General features: G+C 68.7%; 5 protein-coding genes and 1 pseudogene. 3 read left to right on the top strand and 3 right to left on the bottom strand.

Going from position 1 to position 15,808, the window contains the following annotated elements; all coding sequences use genetic code 11:
* Positions 1 to 9,502 (bottom strand): annotated as a pseudogene (locus tag H5411_RS07555) (SDR family NAD(P)-dependent oxidoreductase); the annotation flags it as partial.
* A 254-nt stretch (positions 9,503 to 9,756) separates the two neighbouring features.
* On the opposite strand from H5411_RS07555, the gene H5411_RS07550 reads away from it, so the two are divergent.
* The 3 genes from H5411_RS07550 to H5411_RS07540 all read left to right on the top strand — a co-directional run bounded on the left by H5411_RS07550 (position 9,757) and on the right by H5411_RS07540 (position 12,821).
* A complete protein-coding gene (locus tag H5411_RS07550) occupies positions 9,757 to 10,440 on the top strand; it encodes a PIG-L deacetylase family protein (RefSeq protein ID WP_183123362.1) in 684 nt (227 codons plus the stop codon).
* Between the two features lie 75 nt (positions 10,441 to 10,515).
* Positions 10,516 to 11,808, top strand: coding sequence for a nucleotide sugar dehydrogenase (locus H5411_RS07545; RefSeq protein WP_183123361.1), 1,293 nt, complete (start codon positions 10,516 to 10,518; stop codon positions 11,806 to 11,808).
* A gap of 53 nt (positions 11,809 to 11,861) precedes the next feature.
* Entirely contained in the window at positions 11,862 to 12,821 is a 960-nt protein-coding gene (locus H5411_RS07540) for an NAD-dependent epimerase/dehydratase family protein (protein ID WP_183123360.1), read from the top strand.
* Between the two features lie 47 nt (positions 12,822 to 12,868).
* On the opposite strand, the gene H5411_RS07535 is transcribed toward H5411_RS07540, so the two are convergent.
* Both H5411_RS07535 and H5411_RS07530 read right to left on the bottom strand, forming a co-directional pair.
* Positions 12,869 to 13,057, bottom strand: a complete 189-nt coding sequence (locus H5411_RS07535; RefSeq protein WP_183123359.1) for a LuxR C-terminal-related transcriptional regulator — start codon at positions 13,055 to 13,057, stop codon at positions 12,869 to 12,871.
* Positions 13,054 to 15,642, bottom strand: coding sequence for a helix-turn-helix transcriptional regulator (locus H5411_RS07530; protein WP_183123358.1), 2,589 nt, complete (start codon positions 15,640 to 15,642; stop codon positions 13,054 to 13,056). Before H5411_RS07530 ends, H5411_RS07535 begins: the two co-directional genes overlap by 4 nt.
* Between the last annotated feature and the right edge of the window lie 166 nt (positions 15,643 to 15,808).

The raw sequence follows: 15,808 nt of genomic DNA, 5'->3' as shown, positions 1-15,808 counted from the left end.
CCACCCCCACCACGGGGGGCCACCCCGCCGGACGGGGACCCACCCAGCCCCCCGCCACAAGAAGACTGCCCAACCACCCCTCCACAGCCTTAGCAGTTGTCTCCACATCCCCATCCACAATACTGAAATGATCCCCAGGAACAGTCACCACGACATCCGCCCGATCCCAGGTCGTCCGCCACGACCCCGGATCCTCTCCGGCCCGCTCCACAGAATCCCCAGCAATGACAAACCGGCGATCCGGTCGCACCAAAACCGTAGGCACCTCAACCCGAGGCAACTCCACCCCGTCCAACAACCCCAGGTAATAAGCCATCGCCGTCAATTTGTCCCGATCAAACGGCCCATACTGCTCTTCCCGCTCAACCATCCCCGCGGCCATGTCCCGCACGGTGTCCCCCACATCCCCACCGTCATCCATCGCGTAACTGTCCAGCAGAACAACCCCAGCCGCATCCACCCGAGAAGCCAGCGCATACGCCAGCACCCCACCAGAAGAATGCCCGACCAAAGCGAACGGCCCATCCCCAGCCAGCCGAACACTCTCCGCCAGCACATCCAGCAACGCATCCAGATCAGCAGGCAACGATTCCCCAGACACAAACCCCGGCGTAGGCAAGGCCGCAACCCCTCGCACTCCCCGAAACCGAGCCGCCAGCTTCGCGTACTGATACGGGCCGCCCATCCCAGCCGGGGTAGGAACCGCCAGCAACTTAACCTCGGCGGCCCCCGAAGCCAGCTCCACCGGCCGCGGTTCCTCCCGAAGCTCAGCCACCGTCCGGAAAGTCGGCCGCAACTGAGCCGCCGCCCCCAGCAACGCGAGACCGTTCTCCACCTGCCCGCCCCGGATAGCGTCGAAGAACATCTCCGTCACCGGATCCCCACCCGTCCCAACCGCAGGCTCGGTCAACACGGAAAGAAGATGCTTCGCCAACCCCGCCGGCGTCCGGTGATCGAACGCGATCGACGCGGGCAGTGAAACCCCCGCCGCACTGGCGATCCGATTCCGCAGTTCGACCGCGGTCAGCGAATCGAACCCGATCTCCAAGAAATGCGCGTCCTCGTCAAGCTCGGCAGTGTCGGCATACCCAAGCAACCCAGCCACCTGCTCCAGAACAAACGCCTGCAGCCCCTTCTCGGTCAGCTCCAGCTGCGAGTCAGCAACGGCACGCCGCTTCTTCACCGAGGCCTGCACCGACACCGCCGTCTCCGGAGCCACGAGCTTCCGCAAAGTCACCGACTCGGCCGCGGCGACCGGACGTCCCGAACGATCGGCGAACAGCACCGCAACGCGGTCGTCGCCCAGCGGAGTCAACCGGACCCGCAGCTTCGCCGCCCCAGTGGCGAACAGCCGGAAGTCGTGCCAATCCACCGGATCTCCGCCCACAATGGACAGCGCTGCATCGAGCGCCGCCGGATGGAGACCGAACTGCTCGTCCGGCGTGACTTCGATTTCCCCGAACACCACCCCGTCGACAGTCCAAGCAGCGTCAAGCCGTCCAGCAGCCACCGATTGCGCACCAGCGGGCGGCCACTGGCCGATACCGTCGGGCTCCGTACCGTCGTCTACCGCCAGCACACCTTCGGCATGGCGAATCCACGCACCGTCGTGTCGCGAGTGGACAGTAACCGGGCGCTGTCCGGAGTCATCCGGCTCGCCGGCCACGACCTGCACGTGCGTATCCCCGGCCGCAATCGGTGACTCGACGGTCAACCGCACCAGCCGTCCGCATCCGACTTCGTCCCCCGCCCGAGTCGCCAACTCCACGAAACCGGCCACCGGAAACACTTCATCGGACGGCAACGTGCCGCTCAAGACCACAGTGGACGATCCGGCGACAGTCAACGCGGGCCCGAACCACGTCCCCAGCCCAGTCCCCGTCGCCCGCCGGGCCTCCATGTCCACCGACGGCCAGTACCGCGATCGGTGGAAGGCATACGGCGGCAACGGAACGATAGCCGCGGACCGCCCGGCGAACATCCGCCGGACATCCAGACCCGCACCAAGAACGTGCAACTTCCCAGCAGCCAGGAGCGTCGAAGCGACCTCACCACGATCGCGCCGAAGCACCGGAACGAATTCCGCGTCCTCCAGCAGTGCCTCGGCGGCCGCGGTGAGCACACCGTTCGTGCTCAACTCGACAAAGCGCGTCGCGCCCGAAGCCCGCACCGCGTCGGCAAAACGAACGGTGCCGCGGCAGTTCGCCACCCAATGCGCCGGGTCGGACAACTCGTCCGTCACTTCGGCACCGGTGACCGTCGAGATCACCGGCACAGTCGGCTTCTCGAACGTCAACTCCTGCGCGATCTCTTCCAGCTCTTCGAGAATCTCGTCCAGCAACGGTGAGTGAACCGCGCGGTCGATCGCGAGCCGGTTCGTCCGACGGCCAAGCTTCTCGAAGTGCGCGACGATCGCCTCGACCGCACCGTCCGCACCGGACACCACAACCGAACGCGGCCCGTTCACCGCGGCCAGCGCAACGTCGTCACCCAGCTTCGGCCGCACCTCGTCCGCACTGGCCTCGACCGCGACCACGGCACCGTCCCGAGTCTCGGACATGAGCTGGCCCCGGTTCGCGACGAGCTTCACCGCATCGTCCAAAGAGAACACACCGGCCAGATGCGCGGCGGCGATCTCGCCGACCGAGTGTCCCACCAGGACGTCCGGCCGCTGTCCCCACGATTCCAGCAGCCGGTACAGCGCCACCGAGAAGGAGAACACCGCGGCCTGGCTGAACTGAGTGCGGTCCAGCAACTGCGCGTCCACCGAGCCAGCCTCGGCGAACATCACCGCCCGCAGTGAACGACCGAGATGCTGGTCGAACTTCGCCGCGACCCGCTCCAGCTCATAGGCGAACACGGGGAACGCCGCCGACAGCTCCGCACCCATCCCGGCCCGCTGGCTGCCCTGCCCCGGCAAGAGGTACGCGGTCCGCCCGCCGGAACGAGCACGTCCGGTCACCACAGAGTCCGAAGTAGACCAAGCTTCCAATCCGGCACGGAGTTCCGCCGCGTCCGAACCGACCACCGCCGCCCGATGCGAGAACAACGGCTGCCGGTTGGCCTGCGAGTACACCACGTCCAGCGCCGGATACGCGTCGAGGTGCGCCAGCAAGGCCCGCGCCTGATCCGGAAGCGCCGCCGCGGTCCGCGCGGAAAACACGAGCGGCGGCAACACCCCGCCAGCATCGACCGCCTCAGCAGCTTCCGCCACGACTTCCGGAGCCTGTTCCAGAATCACGTGCGCGTTGGTCCCGCTGTAGCCGAACGCCGACACCGCAGCGCGCCGCGGACGGTCCACTTCCGGCCAGTCCCGCGCTTCGTCGAGCAGCCGCACAGTTCCGGCAGCCCAGTCGACATCGTGCGTCGGCTCGGCGGCGTGCAAGGTCGCGGGCAACACTCCGTGCCGCAACGCCTGCACCATCTTGATCACCCCAGCGACCCCCGCCGCGGCCTGCGTGTGCCCGATGTTCGACTTCACTGAGCCAAGCCACAGTGGACGGTCCGCCGCCCGCTCCCGGCCGTAAGTAGCCAGCAGCGCGGAAGTCTCGATCCGGTCGCCCAGCGGCGTGCTCGCGCCATGTCCTTCGACAGCGTCCACATCGGACCCGGTCAGGCCAGCGGCCGACAGAGCATGCCGGATCAGTTTTTCCTGTGCCGGAGCACTGGGCGCGTTGAGACCGTTGGAAGCGCCGTCCGCGTTGACCGCGCTGGACTTCACCACGGCAAGCACGTCATGCCCGTTGCGCTGCGCGTCGGACAGCCGCTCGATCACGAGCACCCCGACGCCCTCGCCCCAGCCAAACCCGTCAGCCGAGGCCGAGTACGGCTTGCACCGGCCATCGCGAGCGACAGCACCGTCGAGGAACTGTGCGAACGGAGCCGGCGAAACGAGTGCCGAGACACCGGCGACCAGTGCGAGCGAGCAGTCGCCTCCGCGCAACGCCTGAGTCGCCTGGTGCAAGGCCACCAGCGAGGACGAACAAGCGGTGTCCACCGAGACAGCAGGCCCTTCGAGCCCGAAGGCATACGCGACCCGTCCGGAGACCACGCTGCTCAGCGCGCCGGACCCGCGGTAAGCCCCGCCGCCCTGTTCGAGCGCGTCGCCTGGGTCGTAGTCGGACTGCATCACGCCGACGAACACCCCGGTCGTGCTTCCCTTGAGCGCCAATGGATCCACGCCCGCGTTCTCCAGCGCGACCCACGACGACTCCAGCAACATGCGCTGCTGCGGGTCCATCATCACGGCTTCGTTCGGGCTGATGCCGAAGAACGCCGCGTCGAATTCGGTGGCGTCCGGCACGAACCCACCGCGAGGGGTCCCGCCGTCGGGCGCGACCTGCTCCAGCCAGTAATCCATGTCCCAGGCGCGGTCGGCCGGGAAGTCGCTGGTCCCGTCCTGCCCGGCGGCGACCAGCTGCCACAGCTCGTCCGGCGTGCTGACGCCCCCGGGGAACCGGCAGGCCATGCCGACGATCGCGATCGGCTCGTCGCTGCCCACGACGGTGGTTTCCGGCCCGGCCGCGTCCGCGTCCAGGTCGCCAAGCAGCTCTTCGTGCAGGTGCGCGGCCAGGTCGCCGGCGGTTGGATGGTCGAAGACGAGCGTCGCGGTGAGGCTGAGGCCGGTGGCCTCGTTGAGCGTATTGCGCAGTTCGACCGCGGTCAGCGAGTCGAAACCGAGGTCCTTGAACGCGCGGTCGGCGTCGATCACGTCCGTCGACGCGTGCCCCAGTACCGCGGCCGCGTGCTCGATGACCAGGTCACGCAGGTGGTCGAGGCGCTTGTCAGCAGGGAGACGGACCAGCTTGCCGAGCAATGAGTCCGTCCCGGCCTCGCGGTCGGAGACGGTGCGCCGAGCCGTCGGGACCAAGCCGCGCAACAGGTCCGGCACCGCGCCAGCTTCCCGCCACGCCGGCAGGTCGAGCTTGACCGGCACGAAGACCGCGCTCGTCGAGCTGACCGCGGTGTCGAACAGCGCCAATCCCTCCGCCGCGGTGAACGCGCCGAGCCCCCGCTTGCCGGTCGTTTCGCCAGCCATCCCGGCCGCCGATTCCCACATGCCCCACGCAAGCGAGTGCGCTGGCTTGCCCTCGGCGCGCCGGTGCATGGCGAGAGCGTCGAGGAAAGCGTTTGCGGCGGCGTAGTTCGCCTGGCCGGGAGCGCCGAGCACCCCCGCGGCGGACGAGAAAGTGATGAACGCCGAGACCTCGCCAGCCAGTTCGTGCAGGTGCCAGGCAGCGAGTGCCTTCGGGTTGAAGACGCCGTCGATCCGTTCCGGCGTCATCGACGGCAGGACACCGTCGTCCAGCACTCCGGCGGCGTGCACCACCGCGGCGACCGGATGCTTCTTCAGCAACCGCGCCACCGCCTTGCGGTCGGTGAGGTCGCACGCGGCGACGGTCGTCTCCGCACCGAGTTCGGTCAGTTCCGCGACGAGTTCCGCGGTGCCGGGCGCCTGGTCGCCACGGCGGCTGACCAGCAGCAACTGCCGCGCGCCCTGCTTCGCCAAGTGCGTGGCGACGATCCGACCGAGTGCCCCGGTACCGCCGGTGAGCAGCACAGTCCCGACCGACCAGTCGACCGGCTCCCCTGGCTCCGGAGTCGCCCGGACGAGCCGTGGCACGCGCACCTCGGCACCGGAAACCCGCACCGCCGATTCGTCCGCCGCCGCGATGGCCGCGAGCTGTTCGTCGGTCGCGTCGCCTTCGACGAGCACGATCCGGCCCGGGTTTTCCCCCTGCGCGGAGCGGACCAGACCGGCCACCGCGGCCCCGGCGAGATCGTTGCCGGTCACCACCAGAAGCTTCTCTTTGCCGTCCTCCTGCAGTTTGGACAGTACACTGTGGACGGCCTTCTTCGCCGACGCGGCGTCGTTCCCGGCCTTCGCCGAGTAGACCTCGTAGACCGCCTGTGCGCCGGGCAGAGTCGTCGGCACCCAGTCCACTTCGTACAGTTCGTCCGAACCAGCCGGGGCTGCGGCCGCGAGCTGTTCCTCGCTGATCTGCCGCAGCTTCAGCAAGCCGACCCGCGCGACCGGCGCCCCAGCACTGTCGGCAAGACGCAGCTCGACCGCCTGCTCTCCGCTCGGTCGCACGTGGACTCGCAGCGACGATGCACCCGTCGCGAACAATTCCACTTCGGACCAGGCGTACGGCAGCGTCGTCCCTTCCCCGGCCGCCGAGCTGAGCCCGACAGCGTGCAGGGTCGCGTCGAACACCGCGGGGTGCAGGCCGAACGCCTCAGCCCCAATCCGCTCCTGCTCGGGCAGCGCGACCTCGGCGTACACGTCCTCACCGCACTGCCAAGCCGCCCGCAGGCCCTGGAATACCGGCCCGTAGGCCATTCCATGCTCGGCCAGCAGGTCGTACATGCCCTCGACGTCGACCGGCTCGGCCCCGGTCGGCGGCCATTCGCTGAGATCGAAGTTCGTCCCGGAAGCAGCGGGCGCGAGCGTACCGTCCGCGTGCCGGGTCCAGCCGACGGCGGTCGCGAGATCATCGGGTCGTGAGTGGACACTGATCGGCCGGGTCCCGTCCGCGGCCGGAGTCCCGATGCGCACCTGAATCCGCGCGGCCCCCTTCCCGGGCAGCACGAGGGGCGCGTGCAGGGTCAACTCCTGGACCCGTCCGCAGCCGACCTCGTCCCCAGCGCGCACGGCGAGTTCCACAAATGCCGTACCGGGCAGCAGGAGCGAGCCGCCGACAGCGTGGTCAGCCAGCCACGGATGGGTCGCCGTCGACACGCGGCCGGACAGCACGACACCGTCCGCGTCGGCGAGCAACGTCGCCGCGCCAAGCAGCGGATGGTCGACCGGGTCGAGCCCCATCGACGAGACATCCCTGGATTCGGACGAAACCTCCAGCCAGTAACGCTGGTGCTGGAAGCCGTACGTGGGCAGGTCGGCCCGGCTCGCGCCGCGCGAGGCGAAGTGCGCGGCCCAGTCCGGCACCACCCCGCGAACGTGCAGGGTCGCCAGCGCGGTCAGGAGCGCGACGTCCTCGGGAACATCACGACGCTGAGCGGCAACAGCAACGGCGTCGTCAGCGGACTGCGGAACGACGGCGGTCAGCGGCGCGTCCGGACCCAATTCGAGGAACCGGTTCACTCCGTCCGCCGCAAGCGTGCGGACCGCGTCGGCGAACCGGACCGGCTCGCGGACATTGCGCACCCAGTACTCGGGGTCGGTCAGCTCGGCGTAAACCTCTTCGCCGGTCACGCTGGAGATCACCGAAAGGGTCGGCTGCGTGTAAGCGATGCTCTGGGCGACCATACGGAACTCGGCGAGCATCGGATCCATCAGTCGCGAGTGGAACGCGTGCGAGACCTTGAGCTGCGTAGTCCGCCGCCCGGCGTCGCTGAACTTCGCGGCCACGGCTAGAACAGCGTCCTCAGCACCGGAAAGCACTACCGAGCGCGGCCCGTTCACCGCGGCGACGTCGACCGTCCCTTGTGGATCGTGCGTGGCGACCTCGTCCGGAGTTCCCTCGACCGCAACCATCGCGCCGCCCTTCGGCAACGCCTGCATCAACCGCCCGCGAGCTGCGACCAGCTTCGCCGCGTCGGCCAAGGAGAACGCGCCTGTGCAGTGCGCAGCGGCAAGCTCGCCGATAGAGTGGCCACACAACGAGGCAGGCGTGAGGCCCCACGACTCGACCAGCCGGAACAACGCCACCTCGAAGGCGAATAGCGCCGCCTGAGTGTTCGCGGTCTGCGCTAACGCATCCGCGTCACCGTCGATCATCGCGCGGATCGGCCGGTCGAGATGCCGGTCCAGCTCCGCGCACGCCGCCGCGTAAGCCTCCGCGAAGACCGGGAAGACCTCCAGCTGGCGGCCCATTCCGACCCGCTGAGATCCCTGGCCGGAGAACAGGAACGCCAACGACGCTTCGCCGCGAGCCAGACCACTCACCACACCGAGCTCACCGTTCGCGAGCGCGTTCAACGCAGGCAGAACGTCCTCGGTGGACTTTCCGATCACCGCGGCACGGTGGTCCAGATGCGTTCGCGACGCGCCCAAGGTGGCAGCGACGTCGAGCAGCTCAAGCTCCGGCCGTGCCGCCAGGTGTTCGGCCAACCGCGCCGCCTGCGCCCGCAGCGCCTGCGGTGTCCGGCCCGAAACGACGACCGGGACCGCCGCCTCGTCACGCGGGTTGCCGGCAGGTTCCGGTGCGGGTGCTTCCTCGATGATGATGTGCGCGTTGGTCCCGCTCAGCCCGAAGCACGACACCGCGCCGCGCCGCGGCTGTTCCCCGCGCTCCCACGGCCGGGCCTCCGTCAGCAGTTCGACCTTGCCCGCGGTCCAGTCCACCTGTCGGGTCGGTTTGTCGACATGCAGCGTCTTCGGCAGCAGGTCGTTGTTCAGCGCCAGCACGATCTTCAGCACCCCGGCGACACCTGACGCGGCCTGCGTGTGCCCCACGTTCGACTTGATCGACCCGAGCCACAACGGCTCTTCGCGCTCTTGGCCGTACGTGGCGAGCAGCGCCTGCGCCTCGATCGGGTCGCCGAGTTTCGTCGCGGTGCCGTGCGCCTCGACGACGTCGATCTCGTCCGGCCGCAGCCGTGCGTTCGCCAGCGCCTGCCGGATCACGCGCTGCTGCGCGGGCCCGTTCGGCGCGGTCATGCCGTTGGACGCGCCGTCCTGGTTGATTGCGGTGCCGCGAACGAGCGCCAGCACCGGGTGTCCGTTGCGCCGCGCGTCGGACAGCCGCTCCACCAGCAGCATGCCGCAGCCCTCGGACCAGCCGGTTCCGTCCGCTGAGTCGGCGAAAGTACGGCAGCGGGCGCTGCGGGCGAGTGTGCCGTCGAGGGAGAACTCGACAAACGTACGCGGCGTCGACATCACCGAGACGCCGCCGGCGAGGGCGAGGCTGCATTCGCCGTTGCGCAGAGCCTGTACCGCCAAGTGGAGCGCGACGAGCGAGGACGAGCACGCGGTGTCGATGGTGACCGCGGGTCCCTCGAGCCCGAAGGTGTAGGCGAGGCGGCCGGAAATGACGCCGGAAGAGCCGTAGCTGCCCTGATAATTGTGGTACATCGTGCCCGCGAAAACGCCGGTCGGGCTGCCCTTCACCGAATGCGGTGCGATCCCGGCGCGCTCGAACGCCTCCCAGGACGTTTCGAGCAGCAGCCGTTGCTGCGGGTCCATGAGCAGAGCCTCGCGCGGGCTGATGCCGAACAGGTCGGCGTCGAAATCGAGCGCGTCGTGCAGGAACCCGCCCTCGCGCACATAACTCGAGCCCGGCCGTTCCCCGGTCGGGTCGTAAAGCCGGTCGAGGTCCCAGCCGCGGTTCGACGGGAACTCGCCGATCGCGTCGACCCCGCCGGACAGCAGATCCCACAACGCTTCCGGGGTGCCCGCACCGCCGGGAAGCCGGCAGGCCATCCCGACGATCGCGATCGGCTCCCGTGCGGCCTCGGTGAGCTTGCGGTTCTTCTCGCGCAGCCGCTCGGTTTCCTTCACCGAAGCGCGGAGCGCACCGACCAGCTTCTCCTCGGAGTTGCCCACGTGCCCACGTTCCTTCCGCGTCGCATGCTCATCCGACGTCGTGACGATACGAGCGCGCCCGTGCGCGGACCCACCCCTAACGGCCCCTGCCGCGCCGGTCCGCCCGCCCGGCCAAGGTCCGCTTTAGACGGTCTTTAGGGGTTGTCGCTGGGAACGGCGGATGTCAGATTTTGCTGGCGTTCCAAGCCATTTCGCACGGCTCGTTTCCGCTGGGGGTTTCACCGCCCGGACAAGGACTGGGGAATCGTATGCACACGTTGACACGCAGGCTGCTGGTGGTGGGAGCCCACGGCGACGACGAAACGCTCGGCGCGGGCGGGACTATCGCCCGGCTCGCCGACGAGGGCGTCACCGTTTCGCTTTGCATCCTTACCAATGACGACGGTTCGCGTTCGGCCGCCGGCGCCGAGGTCACCGACCGCACCGACGCGATCGAACTGGCCGCGAAAACGCTCGGCATCGAGCGCGTGCGAGTCCACGAATTCGGGGACAACCGGCTCGACACGGTCAGCCACCTCGAACTGAACCAGGTCGTCGAGCGCGAGGTCCGCGAATTCGAGCCGGACACCATTTTCGCCACCGGCATGTGCGACCTCAGCACCGACCACGCGCTGGTCAGCCGCGCCGCACGGGTCGCCGGGCGGCCGGGCAAGGGCCCGGTGCGCGAGGTCCGCACGTTCGAGATCCGCTCCGCCACCGACGTCGGAGAGGCCTCCGGGCTGCCGGTCACCTTCCGGCCGAACTGCTGGCAGATTCTCGACGAGAGCCACCTCGAGCGCAAAATCGAAGCGCTGCGCGCCTACGGGAAAGAACTCGAGCCGTGGCCGAACCCGCGCAGCGAACGCGGCGTCCGCGCGTTGGCCGAATACCGCGGCTCGCAGGTCAGCGCCGGCCTCGCCGAGGCCTTCGAAATAGTCCGTTCCGTCCGATGACCGGCGTTCCCCCGCTTGTCCGACTCGCTCTTCCGCTCGCTTTTCCACTGCCCATCCAGAAACGGGTGACCAGGAATGACCAGTACTGTCGCTGAATTCGAGACCATCGCCGAACGGAACGAACTGACGTCGGTCGCCGTGATCGGGATGGGCTACGTCGGCCTGCCGACCGCGCTCGGCCTGCACGCCGGCGGCGTCGGCGTGATCGGCATCGACCTCTCGCAGAACCGGCTCGACTCGATCCGCTCCGGCGAGGTCGACCTCATCGAAGCCGACCACCGCCGGCTCGAGAAAGCCGTGCACCAGGAGGACTTCCAGCTCACCACGGACTCGGCGCGGATGGCCGAGGCGGACGCGGTGCTGGTGTGCGTGCCGACCGGGCTCGACGAGTACCTGATGCCCGACCTCGGCCCGCTGGAGGCGGCGTGCGCGGCGCTGGTCGCGAACGCCCGGCGCGGGCAGACGTTCATCCTCACCTCGACCAGTTACGTCGGCACCTCGAACCGGCTGCTGGTGAAACCGCTGGTGGCCAAGGGATTCACGATCGGACGCGACCTGTTCGTGGCGTCCAGCCCGGAGCGGATCGACCCGGGCAACGTCACGCACACCCAGGCCGAGACACCGCGCGTGCTGGGCGGCGTGACCCCCGTGTGCACCGCGATGGCGCAGCGCGTGATCAACGTGCTCACTCCGAGCGTGCACTGCGTCAGCTCGCCGGAAGCGGCCGAGATGACCAAACTGTACGAGAACACCTTCCGCGCGGTGAACATCGCGCTGGCCAACGAGTTCGCCGAGATCAGCGACGGTTTCTCGATCGACCCGATCGAGGTCATCGACGCTGCGGCCAGCAAACCGTACGGCTTCATGGCCTTCCACCCCGGCCCCGGCGTCGGCGGCCACTGCATTCCCTGCGACCCGCACTACCTGTTGTGGCAGCTGCGCGCGACGCAGAGCAACGCGCCGCTGGTGACTCAGGCGATGCACGCGATCGCGGAGCGGCCGAAGCAGGTTGTCGACCGCGTACTGAACACACTGTCGCGCGAAGGCAAGGGCATGGCGGGTACGCGCGTGCTGGTGGTCGGCGTGACCTACAAGCCCGGCGTGCAGGACGTGCGTTCGTCGTCCGCGTTGGACATCCTCGACCTCCTTGCCGCGAAGGGCGCGAAGGTCGGCTACTACGACCCGCTGGTCCCGAACGTCCGAGTGACCGGCGGTTCGCTCGACACCGTCCCCGAGCCGGACGGCCAGGACTGGGACGTCGCGCTCATCCACACCGCCCAGCCGGGCCACGACTACGAATGGCTCGCCGACTGCCCGACCGTCATCGACGCGACCTACCGCTTCGACCGCGCGCTCTTCGCGAACTGACGCTGTCACCACCCTCAACGGAGCGGCTTCGCCGCGTTTCGAAAGGACCTACCGTGCGTTACCTCATCACCGGAGGCGCCGGGTTCATCGGCTCCCACCTCACCGAGCACCTGCTGGCCCGCGGCGACGAGGTCGTCGCACTGGACAACCTCAGCACCGGCACCCTGGACAACCTCACCGGCGTCGCCGGGCACCCCGGCTTCCGGTTCGTGCGCGGCTCGATCACCGACCCGAACGCGGTCGAATCCTGCATGGCGGGCATCGACGCGGTTTTCCACCTCGCCGCCGCGGTGGGCGTGTTCACCATCCTCGACAAGACGATGGACAGCCTGCGCACCAACCTGCACGGCACGGAGAACATGCTCGACGCGGCGCTGCGCCACGACGTGCCGATCCTCATCGCGTCCACGAGCGAGATCTACGGCAAAAACACCGCGGACGGCCTGCGCGAGGACGACGACCGGATCATCGGATCGCCGCTGAAGAACCGCTGGTCGTATGCCGAAGCGAAGGCGCTGGACGAGACGTTCGCCCACTTGTACGCGGTGGAGCACGGCCTGCGCACGGTGATCGTGCGGCCGTTCAACACCGTCGGCCCGCGCCAGACCGGACGCTACGGCATGGTCATCCCGCGCTTCGTGACGCAGGCGCTGGCCGGTGAGCCGATCACGGTGTTCGGCGACGGACAGCAGACCCGCTGCTTCTGCCACGTGCACGACGTCGTGCCCGCGCTGGCGGACCTGCTCGCCGACGAGTCCGCGTACGGCAAGGTGTTCAACCTCGGCAGCAACGAGCAGACCACCATCTCGCAGCTGGCCGAGCGCGTGATCGGCGCGACCGGTTCGAGCAGCACCATCACGAAGGTGCCGTACGAGGAGGCGTACGGCGACGGGTACGAGGACATGCAGCGCCGCATCCCCGACTGCACCCGCGCGTACAACCAGATCGGCTTCGTACCGACGCGTTCTCTGGACGACATCATCGCCGCGGTGGTCGCCGACCGCCGATCCTGACCTGTTTCCGGTGAAGGGCCTCTTGCGGAGTCGCCGCGAGAGGCCCTTCACACGTTGCGGAGCTTGACGTATACGGCCGTCAGGTAGCGGGCGGCGGTGTTCGCGGACACTCCCAGTACCTCCGCGATCACCGCCACCGGCGTGCCCTGCGCGGCGAGTTCCGCTACTCGCAGCTCCACGTCGGTCAGCGCTCCCGTTAGCTGTTCCGCCAGCTGTTCCGTTAGCTTTTCCGTCACTGTCGGGCACCGGCCAGTTCGCCGGCGAGCGCACTCCGTCCGGCCACGCCGAGTTTCCGGTACACCCTGGTCAGATGCTGCTCCACAGTGGACACTGTGATGTACAGCGTTTCGGCGATCTGGCGGTTGGTCCGCCCGTGCGCCGCGAGCTCCGCGACACGCAGTTCGGCCTCGCTCAACGCGGTCGCTACCGGCCCCTCCGGATCCGCGCGCGGCGGCTCTGGCCTCGACGCCACCGGACGAGGTGTGAGCGGACGCATCGGCTGTCGCGGCACCTGCACCGGTTTCACCAGGCCTGCCGAGCGTTCCGCGCGCTGGCCCAGCTGGTTGATCGCGCGGACCGTGCGGGCCAGTTCAAGTCGGTCGCCAGATTCTTTGAACGCCTCCGCCGCCCGGTTCAGCAGACCGGATCGCGCGCCGCTGTCTCCGGCGAACGCCAGCACCCGTAGCGCCACCGCCTGGGAGAAAGGGTCCTTCGTGTCCGCGAGCTGCTGTTTCGCCAGCTCAACCGCCAGAGTCGGATTGCGCAGCCGCAGGTTCGCCTCGGCCAGATCGGTCCGCCACGGGGCTACCGTGGACAGGTCGAGGTTGCTGTCCCGGAGAATCCGTTGGCACTGCTGGAAATCGCTGACAGCCGATAGTCCGCGGTTCGTGGCCAGGTGGAACTGCCCGCGCGCCCTGAGGAACCGCACGCCGCCGAGTGTCGTGTACGCCGTTTCGGGCAGAGCGTGTCGCAACACCCGCGCTGCGGCCCTGAAGGCCCCTGCCGCGGTGTACGCGGTCAGCATCGTGGCCAGCGGGTACGTGATCGCTACGCCCCAGTTCGGTTCGTCAAGCAGCGCAAGCGCACGGCTCGCTCCTTCCGCCGCTTCGGCGGGTTCGCCGCGACGCAGCAGCAGGCTCGCGCCGAGAGCGTCGAGCATCGCCTTCCAGGTCACCGCGCCGCGGTACTCGGCCTCCTCGGCCAGCGAAGTGCACCAGCCTTCCGCGCGGTCCGCCTTGCCGTCGTACGCGAGCGCGAGGATTGCCGTGGCCAGGGCTTCCAGCGAGGTGTCGGAGAGTCGGCAGTTCTGCAGAATCCGCTCCGCGCACACCGAAGTCTCTCCGCTGCCACCTACGCGCCACACCGACGCGAGCGTGGTTGCCGTGCGCATCCAGGGATCCGATTTATCGATCGACAGCTCCGGCGCCGTGCCGTAATGCCAATGCGCGGCGAGAGTCAGCTCGGCGGCCGTTCGCGGGTGCAGCGGCTCGAGGTCATCGCCCAGTCGGACCAACGCTGATTCGAACGTTTCCCGGTCCCCGAACCACAATGACTGGCGTACCAGCGCGATCCGGTCGGATTGGTCGAGCGAATCAGCTTCGCGCAACGCCGCGAGATGCGGCGCGGCTGCCGCCGGGTTGACCCGCCATGTGATCTTGGCCAACAGTTGCGAAAGCATCTGCTGCTCCCACGACGCGGTGGTCGTCGATGCCGCCAACTGCAGACAGCGGGTGGCGAAGTCGACGTCGTCGCCGAGCATTACCTGCTCCGCAGCCGCGACCAGGACCGGCAACGCCCACTCCGCCCGCGCTTCGCCCGCCGCCACGAGATGCCGCGCGACCTCCGGTGCCGACAACCCGCGAGCGTGCTTCACCTCGGCAGCCCGGATGTGCAGCCGCACCTTCTCAGACCCGCGCAACCCGCCGACGACCGCCGCCGCGGCCGGCTGCTGCCGGAATCGGACCCCGTCGACCAGCCCCGTCTCCACGAGCAACCCCGCCGACGCTTCCGCCTCGACCGGGTCCACACCCGCGACGGTCGCCACCGCATCCGTCGTCACGTCGGTGTCCAGCACCGCGATCGCGGTCGCCACTTCGCGCAGCGGCGAACCGTAGCGATGCAAAAGCCGTTGCACCGCATCGGAATACGCCGCGCCGTCGTCCACCGAACTGCGGCACGCTTCGACCAATGCGTTGACCAGCAACGGATTCCCCGCGCTGAGCCCGTGGATCCGCTCAGCCTCGCCGTGGTCCGCTACGAGCTGCGCTATCGCCTCCACGGTGAACGGCGTGAGATGCACGTACCGGTGTGGCTGCGCGGCGAATTCGACGCCCTCGCCCGAGTACCAGGCGTCCGGCTGCGTCAACACCAGCAACATCGCGGCCGACCGCGCCCGCCGCTGCAATCTCAGCAGCAACCGGGCCGACGTCTCGTCCACGTGCTGCACATCGTCGACCGCGATCAGCAGCGACCGTTCGCGCGCCAACCGGTGCAACCCGCTGCACAGCGCGGCGATCCGGTCCTCGCCGTCCGCCGCGGCCAGCACTTCGCGCGGCAATACCGGGCTGGCCAGCAACTGGTCGAGCACGCCTCCGTCCACGTCGCGCTCGTCGGCCGCGCCCGCCGCGGTGAGCGTCAGAATGCCCAGCTCTCGAGCTCGGGCCACTACTTGGTTCTGCACCTGTGTTTTGCCGCTGGCCGGTCCTCCGCCGACCAATACCGTGTCTCCTGCCCCCGCATCGCATTCGATCAGCAGACCCTCGAGGAGGGACACTGCTTCGTTCGGCTCGGTGCGGCGGTTCTGCCCCCAGTTCACGCCCATCGCAAGCTCCTCGACCCAACGGTCATCTTCCTGCGTGTGCCACCGTCGCAGCCGCCCCCTAAGCACAGCCAACCGCGATCTAAAGTCACTCAATCAGGTGATCATGACTACCTTGCGCTGTTTTCGTCGCGGCATTGCCGCGTTGCCGCCTGACCGCGAAGGGCAG

Origin of the sequence: Amycolatopsis echigonensis (assembly GCF_014174495.1) — a bacterium.
Taxonomy (GTDB): Bacteria; Actinomycetota; Actinomycetes; order Mycobacteriales; family Pseudonocardiaceae; genus Amycolatopsis; species Amycolatopsis echigonensis.
Note: the sequence above shows the minus strand (reverse complement) of the source record. Positions and strands in the feature narration are given on the sequence as shown.